This window comes from Kitasatospora sp. NPDC043950, from assembly GCF_056435345.1.
The window spans coordinates 282015-299948 of sequence record NZ_JBWKER010000002.1 but is presented as its reverse complement, the minus strand read 5'-3'; the positions used below and the strand labels follow the sequence as shown (position 1 = coordinate 299948).

The following is a 17934-nucleotide window of genomic DNA, read 5'->3' as shown; positions in this document are numbered from 1 at the left end:
CCGTGTTGGACGAGATGCGGATACGGGATCTTGGGGTCATCGACGACGCGGTGGTCGAACTCGCCCCCGGCTTCACCGCCGTGACCGGTGAGACCGGCGCCGGAAAGACCATGGTCGTGACCAGCCTCGGCCTGCTGCTCGGCGGTCGCGCCGACCCGGGCCTGGTGCGCAACGGGACCGGACGCGCCGTCGTCGAGGGCAGGCTGGAGCTGCCCGCCGGCTCCCCGGCGGCGATCCGCGCGGCCGAGGCCGGGGCCGAACTGGACGAGGGCGCCCTGCTGATCAGCCGGACCGTCTCCGCCGAGGGCCGCTCCCGGGCGTACGTCGGCGGGCGGGCGGTCCCGGTCGGGCTGCTCACCGAACTCGGCGAGGAACTGATCGCCGTGCACGGCCAGACCGACCAGCAGCGGCTGCTGCGCCCGGCCCGCCAGCGCGGCGCGCTGGACCGGTACGCGGGCGAGGCGGTGGCCGAACCGCTGACCCGCTACCGGGAGACCTACCGGAGCCTGCGCGAGGTCTCGGCCACCCTGGAGGAGCTGACCACCCGGGCCCGTGAACGCGCGCAGGAGGCCGATCTGCTGCGCTTCGGCCTGGACGAGATCGCCGCCGCCGAGCCGGTGGCCGGCGAGGACACGGAGCTGGCCGCCGAGGCCGAGCGGCTGGGCCACGCCGACGCGCTGTCCTCCGCCGCGACCCTCGCCCACGCCGCCCTGGCCGGGGACCCGGCCGACCCGGAGGCACTGGACGCGGGCACCCTGCTCGCGCAGTCCCGCCGCGCGCTGGACGCTGTGCGCCACCACGACGAGCGCCTCGCCGGCCTCGCCGACCGCCTCAACGAGGTCGGCTACCTGCTCGCCGACGTGGCCGGCGACCTGGCCGGCTACGCGGACGACCTGGACGCCGACCCCGTCCGGCTCGCCGTCGTCGAGGACCGCCGGGCCGTCCTGGCCCAGCTGCTGCGCAAGTACGGCGGCCCGGAGAACTCCCTCGCCGAGGTGCTCGCCTGGGCCGAGGCCGGCTCCGCCCGGCTCGCCGAACTCGACGGCGACGACGACCGGATCGACCGGCTCGGCGCCCAGGAGACCGCGCTGCGGGCCGAGTTGGCCGAGCTGGCGGCCGAGGTGTCGGGCGCCCGGCAGGCCGCGGCCGGGCGTTTCGCCGAGGCCGTCTCCGCCGAACTCGCCGAACTGGCGATGCCGCACGCCCGGGTGACCTTCTCGATCGCCCAGGTCGACGACCTGTCGGGGATCGAGGTCGACGGCCGCACCGTCGCCTACGGCCCGCACGGCGTGGACGAGGTCGAGGTGCTGCTCGCCCCGCACCCCGGCGCCCAGCCCCGCCCGATCGCCAAGGGCGCCTCGGGAGGTGAGCTGTCCCGCGTGATGCTCGCCGTCGAGGTGGTCTTCGCGGGCGCCGACCCCGTCCCCACCTACCTGTTCGACGAGGTGGACGCGGGCGTCGGCGGCAAGGCCGCGGTCGAGATCGGCCGCCGGCTGGCCAAACTGGCCGAATCCGCCCAGGTCGTGGTGGTCACCCACCTGCCGCAGGTCGCCGCCTTCGCGGACCGGCACCTGGTGGTGGAGAAGACCAACGACGGCACCGTGACCCGCAGCGGCGTCAAGGTGCTGAACGACGAGGAGCGGGTGCGCGAACTCTCCAGGATGCTGGCCGGACTGGAGGACTCCGAGCTCGGCCGGGCCCACGCCGAGGAACTGCTGGCCGCCGCCCGGGCCCCGCGCCACCGCTAGGGCGTGTCCGGCCGATCTTGCCGGACAGGGCCTGGGGCACTTCGCGTCGAGCGCCCGGCCGGACCTGCTGCGACAGGTCCTGGCCGGGGTGCCCGACCCGCCGACAGGGTCGGGTGGCCCTTGCGGACGGAAGGCGACGCGCCCCTGGTGGCGCCGACTGTCCAAGAGGGCCGCCGACCTGGCATGGTGGCGGCTGGACATTGGCTTTCCAGTCCCGAGCGCCGCCGACGGGCAACCCTCGCGAAGCGGCGCGCGAACCTGATCGAGTCGGATGCGAGAGAACGTGGACCATTCCGCCGCCCGGGCCGCCGCTGCCACCCCAGAACCGGGACAACTGCACGTGGTACTCGTCCTGGCCGCCAGCACCGGCGGCATCGGTGCCCACGTGCGCTCCCTGGCGCAGGGCCTCGTCGCGCACGGCGTGATCGTCACGGTGTGCGCCCCGGCCGGCACGGACGCGCTGTTCGGCTTCTCCCGCACCGGCGCCAGGTTCCACACCGTCGACATCACCCCCACCGCCGGCGCCCGCAGTGACGCCACCGCGATCGGTGAGCTGCGCCGGGCCTTCACCGGCGCCGACGTGGTGCACGCGCACGGGCTGCGCGCCGGACTGCTCGCCGACCTCGCCCTGCGCACGGCAGGCCGCTTCCCGGGCCTGCGCCCGGAGACCCCGCTGGTGGTCACCTCCCACCACGCGCTGCTGGCCACCGGCCTGGAACGCCGCCTGCAGCGGCTGATGGAGCGCCGGGTCGCGCGCGCCGCCGACCTCGTCCTCGGCGCCTCCTCCGACCTGGTCGCCCGGGCCCGCGAGCTGGGCGCCACCGACGCCCGGCTCGGCCCGGTGGCCGCCCCGCCGATGCCCGAGGGCCGGCTCGACCGGGCCGCGGCGCGCGCCGCGCTGCTCGGCGACGGCCCGGACCGGCCGCTGGTGCTGGCGGTCGGCCGGCTCGTCCCGCAGAAGGCCTTCGGGCTGCTGCTGGACGCCACCCGCGAGCTGTCCGTGCTGGACCCGGAGCCGCTGCTGCTGGTCGCCGGGGACGGCCCGGAGGCGGCCGGGCTGCGCGAGCGGGTCGCCGCCGAGAAGCTGCCGGTGCGGCTGCTCGGCTTCCGCACCGACGTGCCCGACCTGCTGGCGGCCGCCGACGTGGTGGTGGTCGCCAGTCGCTGGGAGGCCCGCTCGCTGGTGGTGCAGGAGTCGATGCGGGCCGGCGTGCCGGTGGTCGCCACCGCCGTCGGCGGGATCCCCGAGCTGGTCGGCGACGCGGCCGTGCTGGTGCCGGCCGGCGACCCGGTCGCGATCGGCCGGGCGGTGCGCGGGCTGCTGGCCGACCCGGCGGGCCGCGAGCGGCTGGTGGCGGCCGGCCGGCAGCAGGCCGAGACCTGGCCGGACGAGGCCGCCACCGTCGCCCAGGTGCTCAGCACCTATGACGAGCTGGTCCAGCGGCCCTAGGCCGCCGGACCGCCGGCCGCCGGGCTGCTAGACCGTCGCCTGCTCGACCCGCTCGGCCGCCAGGCCGTCCGGCTGGGCGGACAGGTAGGCGCCGCCGCAGGCGGTCAGCCGCAGTGCGGTGTCGATCAGCGGGACGTGGCTGAAGGCCTGCGGGAAGTTGCCGACCTGGCGCTTGAGCCGCGGGTCCCACTCCTCGGCGAGCAGTCCGAGGTCGTTGCGCAGCGCGAGCAGCCGGTCGAACAGCTCGCGCGCCTCCTGCACCCGGCCGATCATGGCGAGGTCGTCGGCCAGCCAGAACGAGCAGGCCAGGAAGGCGCCCTCGTGGCCGGAGAGGCCGTCGACGTTGTTGCCGCTCTCGTCGTGGGTCGGGTAGCGCAGCACGAAGCCGTCCTCGGTGGACAGCTCGCGCTGGATCGCCTCGATGGTGCCGATGACGCGCTTGTCGTCCGGCGGCAGGAAGCCGACCTGGGGGATGAGCAGCAGCGAGGCGTCCAGCTCCTTGCCGCCGTAGTACTGGGTGAAGGTGTTGCGCTCCGGGTCGTAGCCCTTCTCGCAGACGTCCCGGTGGATGGTCTCGCGCAGCTCGCGCCAGCGCTCCAGGTGGCCGTCGGAGGGGGCGTCCTCGGGGGTCTGCTCCAGCAGCTTGATCGTCCGGTCGACGGCGACCCAGGCCATCACCTTGGAGTGGACGAAGTGCCGGCGCGGGCCGCGGACCTCCCAGATGCCCTCGTCCGGCTCCTGCCAGTGGTCCTCCAGGTACTCGATCAGGCGCAGCTGGAGGTGGTGGGCGTGGTCGTTGCGGACCAGGCCGGTCATGTGGGCCAGGTGCAGGGCCTCGACGACCTCGCCGTAGACGTCCAGCTGGAGCTGGCCGGCCGCGCCGTTGCCGACCCGGACGGGCTGTGAGCCCTCGTAGCCGGGCAGCCAGTCCAGCGAGGACTCGGTGAGCTCGCGCTCGCCGGCGATGCCGTACATGATCTGGAGGTTCTCCGGGTCGCCGGCGACGGCGCGCAGCAGCCACTCCCGCCAGGCCTTGGCCTCGTCGCGGTAGCCGGTGCGCAGCAGCGAGGAGAGGGTGATCGCGGCGTCGCGCAGCCAGGTGTAGCGGTAGTCCCAGTTGCGCTCACCGCCGATGTCCTCGGGCAGCGAGGTGGTGGGGGCGGCGACGATGCCGCCGGTGGGGGCGTAGGTGAGGCCCTTGAGGGTGATCAGGGAGCGGATCACGGCCTCGCGGTAGGGGCCCTGGTAGGTGCACTGGGCGGCCCACTCGTGCCAGAAGTCGGTGGTGGCGTCGAGCATCTCCTCGGCGTCCGGGGCCTTCGGCGCGTCCAGGTGGGAGGCCTGCCAGGTCAGCGCGAAGGCGATCCGCTCGCCTGCGGTGACGGTGAAGTCGGCGTAGGTGGTCAGGTCGCGGCCGTAGGTCTCGGACTCGCCGTCCAGCCACACCGAGTCGGGCCCGGCCACGGCGACGGTGCGGTGGCCGCCGCCGGCCTGCTCGACCCGGTGCACCCAGGGCACGATGCGCCCGTACGAGAAGCGCATCCGCACCGCCGAGCGCATCCGGACGGTGCCGGACACGCCCTCGACGATCCGGATCACCTGGGGGACGGCGTCGCGGCCGGCCAGCGGGCGCGGCGGCATGAAGTCGATCACCCGGACGGTGCCACCCTGGGTGTCCCACTCCTGTTCCAGGACCAGCGAGTCGCCCCGGTAGCGGCGGCGGTCGGCGGGCACCGCGGGGGCGGCCGCGGTGGGCGGCGGGACCCTCAGATCGGCGGTGTCGGTGAAGCGGGGGAGGCCGAGGGCGGGGGCGGCCGGGGTGGGGGGTGCCGCGGGGGTGGGGACTTCGGTCGCGACGGCTTCGGCCGGACCGATCCGCCAGAAGCCGTGTTCATCGGTGCCGAGCAGGCCGGCGAACACGGCCGGAGAGTCGAAGCGGGGCAGGCAGAGCCAGTCCACCGCCCCGTCCCTGCTGACCAGGGCAGCGGTCTGCATGTCCCCGATGAGTGCGTAGTCCTCGATACGGCCGGCCACGTGGATCTCCAGTTCGCAATGTGGTCACGACGCATCGGCGATCTGGGGGAGCGAGCGGTCTGCGGGGCCGGAGCCCACCCCGGGACGTCCGGCTCGCCGAGGGGTGGTGGCGGGCCTTGCTGGAGTGTCCGCGCGGGGCTCGGTCGAGCCCCTGGGGTGGGAGGGGAGGAGCTGGAATACGGGGAGGTCCGGTCGCGCATCGGGGACCGGGAGTGTCCTGACCTCCCACGCCCTCCGCGTGCTCGTGCTGTCGGCGATGCGTCCGTGCAGCTTACGACGGACGAAAGGGGCGAAGCACGCGGGCGCAGCCTCGTGTGGCGCCACAATTCGGCGGAAATGCCGTGCATCGCGAGGACGCCGGGCAGGATGGTCCGGACGGATCAGTTCCGGCTGGTCCCAGTGGAGGGGCTGTCATGGCCCGAACGGAGTGCTCCGAAGTGGCCCGGTCCGGCCGGGGTGCGACCGGTGTGACTGCTGCGCCGGATGATGCGCCGGTGGTGCGCCCCGCGCACGCCCCCGGGGCGCCGCGAGCGGGCCGGAAGGCGTCCCGGTCGCGTCACTGATACCCTGGTATCCCGTGGACCGGTGGGATCAAACGCCCCGGACCAGCCGAATCGACGACCCCCCGAGTGCCGTGCACCGCACCGCCTCCCGTCGTTCGGCGAGTCGAGAGCATCCCGCCCACGTCACCTTCGACACGCGACCCACGGGAGCCCCCTCTTGGCACAGCCCCATTCCGGCAAGGCAGCGAACGGCCGCGCCGTGACGACCAAGCACCTCTTCGTCACCGGGGGTGTCGCCTCTTCGCTCGGCAAGGGCCTCACCGCCTCCAGCCTTGGCGCGCTCCTCAAGGCCCGCGGCCTGCGCGTCACCATGCAGAAGCTCGACCCGTACCTCAACGTGGACCCGGGCACCATGAACCCGTTCCAGCACGGTGAGGTCTTCGTCACGGACGACGGCGCCGAGACTGACCTGGACATCGGCCACTACGAGCGGTTCCTGGACACCAACCTGCACGGTTCGGCGAACGTCACCACCGGCCAGGTCTACTCCACCGTCATCGCCAAGGAGCGACGCGGCGAGTACCTGGGCGACACCGTCCAGGTCATCCCCCACATCACCAACGAGATCAAGTCCCGGATCCGCCGGATGGCGACCGAGGACGTCGACGTGGTGATCACCGAGGTCGGCGGGACCGTCGGCGACATCGAGTCGCTGCCGTTCCTGGAGGCCGTCCGCCAGGTCCGCCACGAGGTCGGCCGGGACAACGTGTTCTTCGTGCACGTCTCCCTGCTGCCGTACATCGGCCCCTCGGGCGAGCTGAAGACCAAGCCCACCCAGCACTCCGTCGCCGCGCTGCGCAACATCGGCATCCAGCCCGACGCGATCGTGCTGCGCGCCGACCGCGAGGTCCCGCAGGCCATCAAGCGCAAGATCTCGCTGATGTGCGACGTGGACGAGGAGGCCGTGGTCGCGGCCATCGACGCCAAGTCGATCTACGACATCCCCAAGGTCCTGCACGGCGAGGGCCTGGACGCCTACGTGGTGCGCCGGCTCGACCTGCCGTTCCGCGACGTGGACTGGACGACCTGGGACGACCTGCTGCGCCGCGTCCACGAGCCGCAGCACATCGTCAAGGTCGCCCTGGTCGGCAAGTACATCGACCTGCCGGACGCCTACCTGTCGGTGACCGAGGCGCTGCGCGCCGGCGGCTTCGCCAACAACGCCCGGGTCGAGATCAAGTGGGTGACCTCGGACGACTGCGAGACGCCCGAGGGCGCCCGGGCGCAGCTCGGCGACGTGGACGCGATCTGCATCCCCGGCGGCTTCGGCGACCGCGGTGTCAACGGCAAGGTCGGCGCCATCACCTTCGCCCGCGAGAACCGCGTCCCGCTGCTCGGCCTGTGCCTGGGTCTGCAGTGCGTGGTCATCGAGGCGGCCCGCAACCTGGCCGGCCTGCCCGAGGCCAACTCCACCGAGTTCGACGCCGCCGCCAAGCACCCGGTCGTCTCCACGATGGCCGAGCAGCTGGCCATCGTCGACGGCAAGGGCGACCTGGGCGGCACCATGCGTCTGGGCCTGTACCCGGCCAAGCTCGCCGAGGGCTCGATCGTCCGTGAGGTCTACGGCGGCGAGCAGTACGTCGAGGAGCGCCACCGCCACCGCTACGAGGTCAACAACGCCTACCGCGCGGACCTGGAGAAGACCGGCCTGCAGTTCTCCGGCCTCTCCCCCAAGGGCGACCTGGTCGAGTACGTCGAGTACCCGCGCGAGGTGCACCCGTACCTGGTGGCCACCCAGGCCCACCCGGAGCTGAAGTCCCGCCCGACCCGCCCGCACCCGCTGTTCGCGGGTCTGGTCAAGGCCGCCATCGAGATCAAGACCACCGCGGCCGAGTAAGTCGCCGGTCGTTCACCGGACGGCGGCCCCGCGATTCCCGCGGGGCCGCCGTCCGGCGTTAGATTGTGTCGTACTGACGAAAAGGGGAGAGCGATGGACGAGCAGCGCGACCAGGGGATCGCCGACGTGGCCGAGGAGTGGGAGGTCCGGGAGAGCCGGACGCCGTTCCAGGGCAAGGTCACCGGTGTGCGCAGCGAAGAGGTCCGGATGCCCGACGGCAGCTGGGCCCGCCGCGACTACCAGACCCACCCCGGCTCGGTCTCCGTGCTCGCCCTGGACGACAAGCAGCGGGTGCTGATCCTGCGGCAGTACCGGCACCCCGTCCGCCAGCGCCTGTGGGAGCTGCCCGCCGGCCTGCTCGACGTGCCCGGCGAGAACCCGTGGCACGCCGCGCAGCGCGAGCTGTACGAGGAGGCGCACTGCAAGGCCGGCACCTGGCGCATCCTCGCCGACTACTACACCTCCCCGGGCGGCACCGACGAGGCGCTGCGGATGTTCCTCGCCACCGACCTCGCGGAGGCCGAGGGCGAGCGCTACGCGGCGGAGGGCGAGGAACAGGAGATCGAGGTCGCCTGGGTGCCGGTGTCCGACCTGATCCGGCTGATCCACGCCGGGCGGCTGCACAACCCGACCCTGGTCACCGGCACGCTCGCCGTGCACGCCGCGCTCACCGGACCGGACGGGCTGGACGGACTGCGCCCGGCGGACTCGCCCTGGCCGGCCCGGCCCTTCGAGGGGTGAGCGAACGGCCCGTACGCCTCCTGAGCACCCTGCTGTTGATCCGCAAGGGTGATTTACCGGTTCGTACGACCGGATGTCACCTCGGCTGAGCCGGACGGTCGAACTACGCTTCGCAGACAGGGCGCCCGTCCCGGGCCGCCTCCGCTGAGGCCGGATGACGTCGGGAGTGGCACGGGTGGCGAGGAAGACGGCGACGATGGACCCCGGCCCCGACGCGCCCGTCGGGGCCGTTCCGGGCCTCGACCGGCTGCCGGCCGGGCCCGCGCTGTTCGTCGGGCGGCGCACCGAACTGGCCGCGCTGCGGGCGGCCGCCGCGCGCCCGGCCACCGGCCGCAGCCCGGTGCTGGTCCTGGCCGGTCGCCCCGGCTCCGGCCGCACCACGCTGGCGGTCCGCTTCGCCCGCACCGCCGCCGCGGACCACCCCGACGGTGTGCTCTTCGCACGTCTGTCCGCCCCCGACGGCGGCCGGGTGGCGCCCGCCCGGGCCGCCCGCCTGCTGCTGGAGCAGCTCGATCCCGAGGCCCCCGTGCCGCTGCCCGGCGCCACCGGGGACGGGCGGGACGAGCCCGCCTGCGTCGCGCTGCGCGAGGCGCTCGTGGGCCGCCGGGTCCTGCTGGTGCTGGACGACGTCCGGGACGCCGGGCAGCTGTGGCCGCTGCTCGCCGACGAACCCGGCTGCCTGGTGCTCGCCACCACCGCCGGGCCGCTCACCGGCATCGAGGACATCGACCCGGTGATCCTCGGCGGGCTCGACCGGCAGGCCTCCGGCGAACTGCTCGCCGACCTGGTCGGCGGCACCCGGATCTCCTGCGACCCGGTCGGCGGCGCCGACCTGGCGGAGGCCTGCGCGGCCCGGCCGGCCGCCCTGCGGCTGATGGCCGGATGGCTGCGCGGCGACCCGAAGGCGGCCGTCACCGAGGCGGCGCGCGAGCTCACCCGGGTGGTGGGCGAGGAGTCGGCACGGTCGGCGGCGCCGAAGGGGGAGGGGGAGAAGGCGGAGAAGCCCGTTCAGGGGCCGAAGACCGCCCAGGCGCCGACGCCCGGGAAGGCCGCGAAGCCGGTACAGGGGGCGGCCCCGGGGAAGGCCGCGAAGTCCGTACAGGGCGCGGCGTCGGGGAAGGCCGCGAAGCCCGTACAGGGGCCGAAGGCTGCCCAGGTGTCGACGCCCGGGAAGGCCGCGACGCCCCCACCGCCGGGGGAGAAGCCGGCCGAGGGCCCGCCGCCGGAGCCCGCCGCCGGCGAGACGGCCGGGGAGCAGGCGGCCTGGGTGAAGCCCGGCCCGGAGCCGGCCGAGCCGGTGCCCGTCCCCGACAGCGACCCGCTGATCGGCGCGTTCACCCTGCTGTACGGCACCCTCCCGGCCGCCCAGGCGCGGATGCTGCGCACCCTCACCCTGGCCCCGGCGCAGACCGCCGACCCGCGCACCGCCTCCGCCCTGGTCGGCTGCCCGGCACCGGAGGCGGCCGTGACGCTCGCCGCACTGGCCGAACGGGAGCTGCTCGGCCAGGAGGCGCCGGCCGCCGACGGCAGCCCGCGCTACCGGGTGCCCGGGCGCCTCTACCCGAGGCTGGTCCGGCTGCGCGAGCAGGAGGACCGGCCCGCCGAGACCGAGCTCGCCCGGGCCCGGCTGCTGGAGCGGCTGGTCCGGCTCACCGAGTCGGCCCGCGCCCTGCTGGACCCGGCGGGCAGCGGCCCCGGGCCCGACCCGCTGCCCGCCGCCCTGCGGCTGGGCTCGGCGGAGCACGCCCGGGAGTGGCTGCTCGGCGAGCGGGACCTGCTGCTCGGGGCGGTGGCCGACGCGATCGGCCAGGGCGACCTGGACGGCTCGGCGGGCCGGCTGGTCACCGCGCTGCTGAGGGCGCTGCCGCTGACCGGCGCCGCCGCCCCCGCCGACCTCTACCGGCTGCACGAACTGGTGCTGACCGTCGCCGAGCGGCACGGCAGACCCCGCCGGGCCTCGGCCGCGCTGCTCAACCTGGGCGACCTACAGGCCGCCGCGGGCCGCTGGGAGCAGGCCGTCACGCACTACCGGGCCGCCCTGGAGCACGCCCGCACGGCCGGGGACGAACCACTCTGCGCCCGGGCCCTGGAGGGTGCGGCCGGCTGCCACCGGGCGCTCGGCGACGCGGTGCGCGCCGCCGACTGGTACGGGCGGGCACTCGGCCTGCGGCAGTCGATGGGGGAGCCCGCCGCCGAGGCCCGGCTGCTCGCCCGGGTGGCCGAGGCGCACGCCGCGCAGCGCCGTTTCGACGAGGCGGACCGCGAGTACCGGGCCGCGCTGGCGGTGTTGCGCAGGCTCGGCGACGAGCGCGGCCGGGAGGCCGTCGGGGCCGCCCTCGCGGACCTGCGGGAACGGGTCGACGCCGGGTGGTGAGGGGTCTTTCGGAGGTATTGTCGAAGATGCCCGGTTAACACACCTTTGGTGGGAAGATCGCAAGGGAAGCCTACGAACCTGCCAATGTGTTCGGCAGATTTATTCACTTTGGAAGGCTGACACGCCGACTGGGCTTCATTACACTCGAACTCAGTCGCGCAGCGATCCCCGCCCCGGGCTGCCCCGGAGGCTTCCCCACGTGCGCGTCGCCCGCCGGTCTTCTCCGGTAGGGACCCCCATGGCAAGAGGACGTGTTTAGCCGTGAAGGTCGGCATCCCCCGCGAGGTCAAGAACCACGAGTACCGCGTGGCCATCACGCCCGCCGGCGTGCATGAGCTGGTCCGCAACGGACACGAGGTCTACATCGAGGACAACGCCGGTGTCGGCTCCTCGATCCCCAACGAGGAGTACGTGGCCGCCGGCGCCACCATCCTCCCCACCGCCGACGAGGTGTGGGCCACCGCCGACCTGCTGCTGAAGGTCAAGGAGCCCATCGCCTCCGAGTACCACCGGCTGCGCAAGGGCCAGACCCTCTTCACGTACCTGCACCTGGCGGCCGACCGCGCCGGCACCGACGCGCTGATCGCCTCGGGCACCACCGCCATCGCGTACGAGACCGTGCAGCTCGGCAACGGCGCGCTGCCGCTGCTCGCCCCGATGTCCGAGGTCGCGGGCCGTCTCGCCCCGCAGGTCGGCTCGTACCACCTGATGCGCCCGGCCGGCGGCCGCGGCGTGCTGCCCGGCGGCGTGCCCGGCACCCACCCGGCCAAGGCCGTCGTCATCGGCGGTGGCGTCTCCGGCTGGCACGCGGCCACCATCGCCATCGGCATGGGCTACGAGGTGACCCTGCTCGACCGCGACATCAACAAGCTGCGCGAGGCCGACCGCATCTTCGGCACGAAGATCAAGGCCATCGTCTCCAACACCTTCGAGCTGGAGAAGGCCGTCATCGAGGCCGACCTGGTCATCGGCGCGGTGCTGATCCCGGGCGCCAAGGCCCCGAAGCTCGTCACCAACGAGCTGGTCTCCCGCATGAAGCCGGGCTCCGTGCTCGTCGACATCGCCATCGACCAGGGCGGCTGCTTCGAGGACTCGCACGCCACCACGCACGCCGAGCCGACCTTCCAGGTCCACAACTCGGTCTTCTACTGCGTGGCCAACATGCCGGGCGCCGTCCCGAACACCTCCACCTACGCGCTGACCAACGCGACGATGCCGTACGTCGTCGAGCTGGCCAACCGCGGCTGGAAGGAGGCGCTGCGCCGTGACCCGGCGCTCGCCAAGGGCCTGAACGTGCACGAGGGCCAGATCACCTTCCCGGCCGTGGCCGAGGCCTTCGGCCTGGAGTCGGTCTCGCTGGAGAGCGTGCTCGCCTGATCCGGTGATCCTGCGATTCGGTGATCCAGAGATCCGCTGATCCTGCGATCCGGTGATCCAGAGATCCTGCGATCCGGTAGACCGCCCGGCGGTCGTTCGCCCCCGACCCGATCCCCTCGGGCCGGGGGCTTCGCCGTGCCCGTGAACGGGTGGTGGAGCGGACGGGTCGCTCTGTCGTCAATTTCTGTCGGTCGTGTCACCCCACCGCAGAAACGTTAGGGTCAACGGCCTACTCATCCCTTGACATCGGCCCGCCCGATAGTCGACACATCCGGCCCACTACCGTGGATTGTGTTGCTGCGAACGCCTTGAACGGCCTAGAGTCGCAAACCGTCGGCATGCTGCCACGCTGACGAATCGACATAGAGTCCTGGATGCCCAAGGAGGTAAGACGACTTGTGAATGAGTCGACATTTGCTCCCGGGGGTGGTCAGCCAGGACTGGCGGAGCGCACCGCCGGCCAGCCGAGTGAGGAGCCAGGGGCCCGGCAGCCCTCCGTGGGCTCGGCCGAGGTCGGCTCGGTCGCACTCCGCACCTTCGAAGCACGCCAGAACACAGCGCAGGTGACCACGGTGACCGATCACGACGCCGACTTGGCGGCCTACGGCCTGGCCTACGGCGAGTTCGCCTACGGCGCCTACGACGACCCGGACGCCGAGTACGAGCCGGACCCGGAGTACGCCGCCACGCTGGCCCCCGACGCCGCGCGCCAGCGCCGCGAGCGGGTCGGCCCGACCGGCCGCCCGCTGCCGTACTTCCCGATCCCCGCCCCGGTGGCCGAGCACGGCCCCGCGCAGATCATCGCCATGTGCAACCAGAAGGGCGGCGTCGGCAAGACCACGTCGACCATCAACCTGGGCGCCGCGCTGGCCGAGTACGGCCGCCGGGTGCTGCTCGTCGACTTCGACCCGCAGGGCGCGCTCTCGGTCGGCCTCGGCGTCAACCCGATGGAGCTCGACGTCACCGTCTACAACCTGCTCATGGAGCGGGGCCTGACGGCCGATGAAGTGCTGCTCAAGACGGCCGTGCCGGGCATGGACCTGCTGCCGTCCAACATCGACCTCTCCGCCGCCGAGGTGCAGCTGGTCAGCGAGGTGGCCCGGGAGTCCGCGCTGGCCCGCGCGCTGAAGCCGCTGCTGCCCGACTACGACTACGTCATCATCGACTGCCAGCCCTCGCTGGGCCTGCTGACGGTCAATGCGCTGACCGCCGCTCACAGCGTCATCGTCCCGCTGGAGTGCGAGTTCTTCGCGCTGCGCGGCGTCGCGCTGCTGACCGAGACCATCGAGAAGGTGTGCGAGCGGCTCAACCCCGAGCTGCGCCTGGACGGCATCCTCGCGACCATGTACGACTCGCGCACCGTGCACAGCCGCGAGGTGCTGGCGCGCGTCGTCGAGGCGTTCGGCGAGCACGTCTTCCACACCGTCATCGGGCGGACCGTGCGCTTCCCGGAGACCACCGTCGCCGGCGAGCCCATCACCACGTACGCGACCAACTCGGTCGGTGCCGCCGCCTACCGCCAGCTCGCCAGGGAGGTGCTCGACCGGTGCCGCCCCGCCGAGTGAGTCTCCCGGGGGCCGACGAGCTGTTCCGGACCACCGGCGGGATGGCGCTGTCGCCGTCCCTCGCGCCGCGTCCGGCCGCCGAGGCAGCCAGAGCGGAGACCGCGCGGACCGTCCACGGCACGGACGGCGCCGAAGGCGCCGAGGACGCTCAGGGCACCCAGCGCACCGGCGAGGCCGGGCGGCAGCCGTCCCAGGACCAGCAGCCGGCCGCCGGCGCCCCGGCGGGCGCCCAGCCGCCGGCCCAGCGCTCCGCCTCGTCCGCCGGGCCCCAGGGCACCGTGCCGGCCGGCCGCCAGCACCCCGGCGCCGCCGAGGAGCAGGCCGGCGGCACCGGGCGCGCCCGGCCGCGCGGCCGCGCGCCGCGCCGCCCCAGCGGGCGCGAGCGGCACGACGAGAAGATCACCGTGTACGTGTCCGCCGAGGAGCTCATGGACCTGGAGCACGCCCGGCTGGTGCTGCGCGGTGAGCACGGCCTGGCCGTGGACCGCGGGCGGATCGTCCGGGAGGCCATCGCAGTCGTCCTGGCGGACCTGGAGCAGCGCGGCGAGGCCTCCATCCTGGTCCGGCGGTTGCGCGGCCGCTAGGCCCCTTCCTGGCCGTCAGTGGTGCCTCTGGTGCTGCTGGTGCGGTGCCTCCGGTGCGGCGGTCCCGGTGTGGCATCCCTGGTGTGGCGTGTCGACGTCCTGTGGTGACGTCCTGCGGTGGCGTCGATGTCGATGCCGAGGGCCGACGCCGGGAGGCGTCGACGGCGTGACGACGGCGTGACGGCGGCGTGTCGACGGCCCCGGGGGCGGGGCGGGCGGCCGGGCCGGGTGAAGATGGACCGTCATGCCGAGCACCGCCGAACCACCCACCACCGCCGTGAACGCGACCGAGGAACAGCCGCGGGGCGGCTTCCGGGTGCGGCTGGACAACTTCGAAGGCCCCTTCGACCTGCTGCTCAGTCTGATCGCCAAGCACAAACTCGACGTCACCGAAGTGGCGCTGGCCACCGTCACCGACGAGTTCATGGCACACATCCGGGCGATGGGCCCGGACTGGGACCTGGACGCGGCGACCGAGTTCCTGGTCGTCGCCGCGACCCTGCTCGACCTCAAGGCCGCCCGGCTGCTGCCCGTCGCCGACGTCGAGGACGAGGAGGACCTGGCGCTGCTGGAGGCCCGTGACCTGCTGTTCGCCCGGTTGCTGCAGTACCGGGCGTACAAGCGGGCGGCGGCCCTCTTCGGCGAGCGCTGGGCCGCCGAGCTGGCCCGACGCCCACGCACCGTCGGGCTGGAGCCCCGGCATGCCGGGCTGCTGCCCGAGGTGGTCATCACCATCGGCCCGGAGCGGCTCGCGCAGCTGGCGGCCAGGGCCATGGAACCCAAGCCGAAGCCCGTCGTGTACGTCGACCACATCCACAGCCCGCCCGTCAGCGTGCGCGAGCAGGCCGGGCTGGTGGTCGGGCTGCTCACCGAGCTCGGCGAGGCGTCGTTCCAGCGGTTGGTCGAGGACGCGCCGGACGAGCTGGTGGTCGTCGCCCGTTTCCTGGCGCTGCTGGAGCTGTACCGGGAGCGGGTGCTGGCCTTCGAGCAGCCGGAGGCGCTGGGCGAACTGCTGGTGCGCTGGGTGGCGGAGGAGGACCGGGGCGCGGTCGAGGTGACGGACGAGTTCGACCGGCCGGTGGGTGAGCGGGAGCGGGAGGAGAGTCGATGAGTGGTGGGAGCGGGAGCCCGAGCGGGAGCGGGGTCGGCGGGCGGCCGGTGCGGCGCCCGCTCGGGCTGCCGGGGCGGCCGCGGGCCGGGGAGTGGCTGGAGCCGGCCTTCGAGCCGGTGGCGGGGCCCGTGACGGATCCGGTGGCGGCGGGGTCGGTGGTGGAGCCGGTAGCGGCGTCCGTGGGTGCGTCGGCGGAGGGCGAGGCCCGGGTCGTGCACCAGAAGTCGGCCCCGTCGACCTCCGGCGTCACTGATGTGGTCGGCGTCGCTGATCCGGCCGGGGGCGAGGAGACGCCCGGGGCCGGGTTGAAGGCCGAGCTGGAGGCGATCCTGATGGTCGTCGACGAGCCTGCCGGGGAGGAGCGGCTGGCCGGCGTGCTGGAGCGGCCCCGGGCGCAGGTGGCCGCTGCGCTGCGCGAACTGGCCGCCGAATACACCGCCCAGGGCCGCGGATTCGACCTGCGGCTGGTCGCCGGCGGGTGGCGGTTCTACAGCCGGGACACCTGCGCTCCGGCCGTCGACCGCTTCCTGCTGGACGGCCAGCAGGCCCGGCTCACGCAGGCCGCATTGGAGACCCTGGCGGTCGTCGCCTACCGGCAGCCGGTGTCCAGATCTAGGGTTTCCGCCGTCCGCGGTGTGAACTGTGACGGCGTGATGCGTACCCTGGTACAGCGAGGACTGGTGGAAGAGGCCGGATCCGAGCCCGAAACAGGTGCGATCCTGTATCGGACGACGAACTACTTCCTGGAACGGATGGGGCTCCGCGGCCTGGACGAGCTGCCGGAGCTTGCTCCCTTCCTGCCCGAGGTCGACGACGTGGAAGCGGAGTCCCTGGAGGGCACGATGATCGCGGAGGCGGTCGCCGCCGCTGCCGTGCAGGCCGTGGGCGGCAGTGGCGAGGCCGGTCGGGCTGCGCCTGATCGGTAGGGGGCGGTGAGGTCGGCCGAAACGACCGCACATCCCAGACGGTAACGACGTACGGACACTTTGATGCGTAGCAGTGGCAACGGCAGGAACGGCAGCGGCAGCGGCGGCGGCAGCGGTCGCAGCGGACAGGGCGGGGGCCGGGGCGGCGGCTCCTACGGCGGCAGCGGCAGCGGCCGCAGCGGCTCGGGCTCGGGCTCGGGCTCGCGTGGGGGTTCGTACGGCGGTGGGTCCGGCTCGGGCTCCGGCTCGCGTGGGGGTTCGTACGGCGGTGGGTCCGGCTCGGGCTCCGGCTCGCGTGGGGGTTCGTACGGCGGTGGGTCCGGCTCGGGCTCGGGCTCGCGTGGGGGTTCGTACGGCGGTGGGTCCGGCTCGGGCTCGGGCTCGCGTGGGGGTTCGTACGGCGGTGGGTCCGGCTCGGGCTCCGGCTCGCGCGGCGGCTCGTACGGCGGCGGCAGCGGTGCCGGTTCGCGCGGCGGCTCCGGCTCGTACGGGCGTGACAGTCGCCGGGACGACCGGCGCGACGACAACCGGTACCCGGACCGCCCGCTGCGGCCCGAGGAGCGGCGCTACGACCGCCCCGAGTTCGGCGGTGGCCCCAACGCCACCCCCGCCCGCGGCGGCTACTCCGGCCGGCGCCCCAGCCCGGCCCCGCGCCCGCGCCGTGAGGGCCAGGGCGCCCCGGGCGACCCGCGCCGCCAGCCGCAGCGCTCGCGCGAGCTGCAGGCCAAGATCGAGGACGCCGTCCTCGCCCGGCACGACAAGCCGGCCGTCAAGCTGCCCAAGACCTTCGGCGAGCCCGAGGGCGAGCGCCTGCAGAAGGTGCTGGCCCGGGCGGGCATCGGCAGCCGCCGCGCCTGCGAGGAGCTGATCGAGCAGGGCCGGGTCCAGGTCAACGGCAAGCTCGTCACCGAGCAGGGCAAGCGGGTCGACCCGCAGAACGACGAGATCAAGGTGGACGGCCTGACCGTCGCCACCCAGTCGTACCTGTTCTTCGCGCTCAACAAGCCGGCCGGCGTGGTCTCCACCATGGAGGACCCGGACGGGCGCCAGTGCCTCGGCGACTACGTGACCAACCGGGAGACCCGGCTGTTCCACGTCGGCCGTCTGGACACCGAGACCGAGGGCATCATCCTGCTCACCAACCACGGCGAGCTGGCCCACCGTCTCACCCACCCCCGGTACGGCGTGACCAAGACCTACCTGGCCGCCATCCAGGGCCCGATCCCGCGCGACCTGGGCAAGCAGCTGGCGCAGGGCATCGAGCTGGAGGACGGCTTCGCGCGCGCCGACAGCTTCAAGGTGATCTCCAACGTCGGCAAGAACTACCTGGTCGAGGTGACCCTGCACGAGGGTCGCAAGCACATCGTCCGCCGGATGCTGGCCGAGGCCGGCTTCCCGGTCGAGAAGCTGGTGCGCACGCACTTCGGCCCGATCGCGCTGGGCGACCAGAAGTCGGGCTGGCTGCGCCGTCTGACCAACCCCGAGGTCGGTCAGCTGATGCGCGAGGTCGGTCTGTAGACCGGTCGGTATATTCCGATTGGGCTATGTAGACCGGTCGGCATATTCCCCCCGAAGTCTGTAGACCGGTCGGTATATTCGGGCTTCCGCTGAGGGCCTCCCCGTC

12 protein-coding genes are annotated in these 17934 nt (G+C 73.7%); 11 read left to right on the top strand and 1 reads right to left on the bottom strand.

Annotated features, from left to right (window positions below):
* Nucleotides 1-14: 14 nt before the first annotated feature.
* Entirely contained in the window at nucleotides 15-1748 is a 1734-nt protein-coding gene (recN, locus tag AC07BF_RS02220) for a DNA repair protein RecN (RefSeq protein WP_478332802.1), read from the top strand.
* A gap of 271 nt (nucleotides 1749-2019) precedes the next feature.
* Complete coding sequence (locus AC07BF_RS02215; RefSeq protein WP_363589361.1) at nucleotides 2020-3198, top strand: glycosyltransferase family 4 protein; 1179 nt, start codon at nucleotides 2020-2022, stop codon at nucleotides 3196-3198.
* A 27-nt stretch (nucleotides 3199-3225) separates the two neighbouring features.
* Here the strand turns inward: AC07BF_RS02215 and AC07BF_RS02210 are convergent, their stop codons facing one another.
* Nucleotides 3226-5232 (bottom strand): glycoside hydrolase family 15 protein, encoded by a 2007-nt coding sequence (locus AC07BF_RS02210; protein ID WP_400844681.1) that lies wholly within the window; start codon nucleotides 5230-5232, stop codon nucleotides 3226-3228.
* Nucleotides 5233-5952: 720 nt separating this feature from the next.
* Between AC07BF_RS02210 and AC07BF_RS02205 the strand changes: the two genes are divergently transcribed.
* The 9 genes from AC07BF_RS02205 to AC07BF_RS02165 all read left to right on the top strand — a co-directional run bounded on the left by AC07BF_RS02205 (nucleotide 5953) and on the right by AC07BF_RS02165 (nucleotide 17828).
* A complete protein-coding gene (locus tag AC07BF_RS02205) occupies nucleotides 5953-7632 on the top strand; it encodes a CTP synthase (RefSeq protein WP_079135937.1) in 1680 nt (559 codons plus the stop codon).
* 93 nt (nucleotides 7633-7725) lie between these two features.
* The gene (locus AC07BF_RS02200; protein ID WP_363586994.1) at nucleotides 7726-8373 is read left to right on the top strand and encodes an NUDIX hydrolase; all 648 of its coding nucleotides are present in this window, start codon (nucleotides 7726-7728) and stop codon (nucleotides 8371-8373) included.
* Nucleotides 8374-8548: 175 nt separating this feature from the next.
* A complete protein-coding gene (locus AC07BF_RS02195; RefSeq protein ID WP_478332796.1) occupies nucleotides 8549-10747 on the top strand; it encodes a tetratricopeptide repeat protein in 2199 nt (732 codons plus the stop codon).
* A gap of 261 nt (nucleotides 10748-11008) precedes the next feature.
* Nucleotides 11009-12124, top strand: coding sequence for an alanine dehydrogenase (gene ald / locus AC07BF_RS02190; RefSeq protein ID WP_363624116.1), 1116 nt, complete (start codon nucleotides 11009-11011; stop codon nucleotides 12122-12124).
* 497 nt (nucleotides 12125-12621) lie between these two features.
* Entirely contained in the window at nucleotides 12622-13689 is a 1068-nt protein-coding gene (locus tag AC07BF_RS02185) for a ParA family protein (RefSeq protein WP_030245868.1), read from the top strand.
* Entirely contained in the window at nucleotides 13686-14273 is a 588-nt protein-coding gene (locus AC07BF_RS02180) for a hypothetical protein (RefSeq protein ID WP_400811461.1), read from the top strand. Before AC07BF_RS02185 ends, AC07BF_RS02180 begins: the two co-directional genes overlap by 4 nt.
* A gap of 244 nt (nucleotides 14274-14517) precedes the next feature.
* Nucleotides 14518-15384, top strand: a complete 867-nt coding sequence (locus AC07BF_RS02175) for a segregation and condensation protein A (RefSeq protein ID WP_363629147.1) — start codon at nucleotides 14518-14520, stop codon at nucleotides 15382-15384.
* Nucleotides 15385-15638: 254 nt separating this feature from the next.
* Nucleotides 15639-16310 (top strand): SMC-Scp complex subunit ScpB, encoded by a 672-nt coding sequence (gene scpB, locus AC07BF_RS02170; protein WP_400811587.1) that lies wholly within the window; start codon nucleotides 15639-15641, stop codon nucleotides 16308-16310.
* Between the two features lie 63 nt (nucleotides 16311-16373).
* Nucleotides 16374-17828 carry a pseudouridine synthase gene (locus AC07BF_RS02165; RefSeq protein ID WP_478332795.1) on the top strand — a complete coding sequence of 485 codons (1455 nt, stop codon included), beginning with the start codon at nucleotides 16374-16376 and terminating at the stop codon, nucleotides 17826-17828.
* Nucleotides 17829-17934: the final 106 nt, after the last annotated feature.

Coding starts and splice junctions, on each gene's coding strand:
- AC07BF_RS02215 (WP_363589361.1), top strand. CDS start 2,020: ATGCGAGAGAACGTGGACCATTCCGCCGCCCGGGCCGCCGCTGCCACC.
- AC07BF_RS02200 (WP_363586994.1), top strand. CDS start 7,726: ATGGACGAGCAGCGCGACCAGGGGATCGCCGACGTGGCCGAGGAGTGG.
- AC07BF_RS02165 (WP_478332795.1), top strand. CDS start 16,374: ATGCGTAGCAGTGGCAACGGCAGGAACGGCAGCGGCAGCGGCGGCGGC.
- recN (WP_478332802.1), top strand. CDS start 15: ATGCGGATACGGGATCTTGGGGTCATCGACGACGCGGTGGTCGAACTC.
- AC07BF_RS02175 (WP_363629147.1), top strand. CDS start 14,518: ATGCCGAGCACCGCCGAACCACCCACCACCGCCGTGAACGCGACCGAG.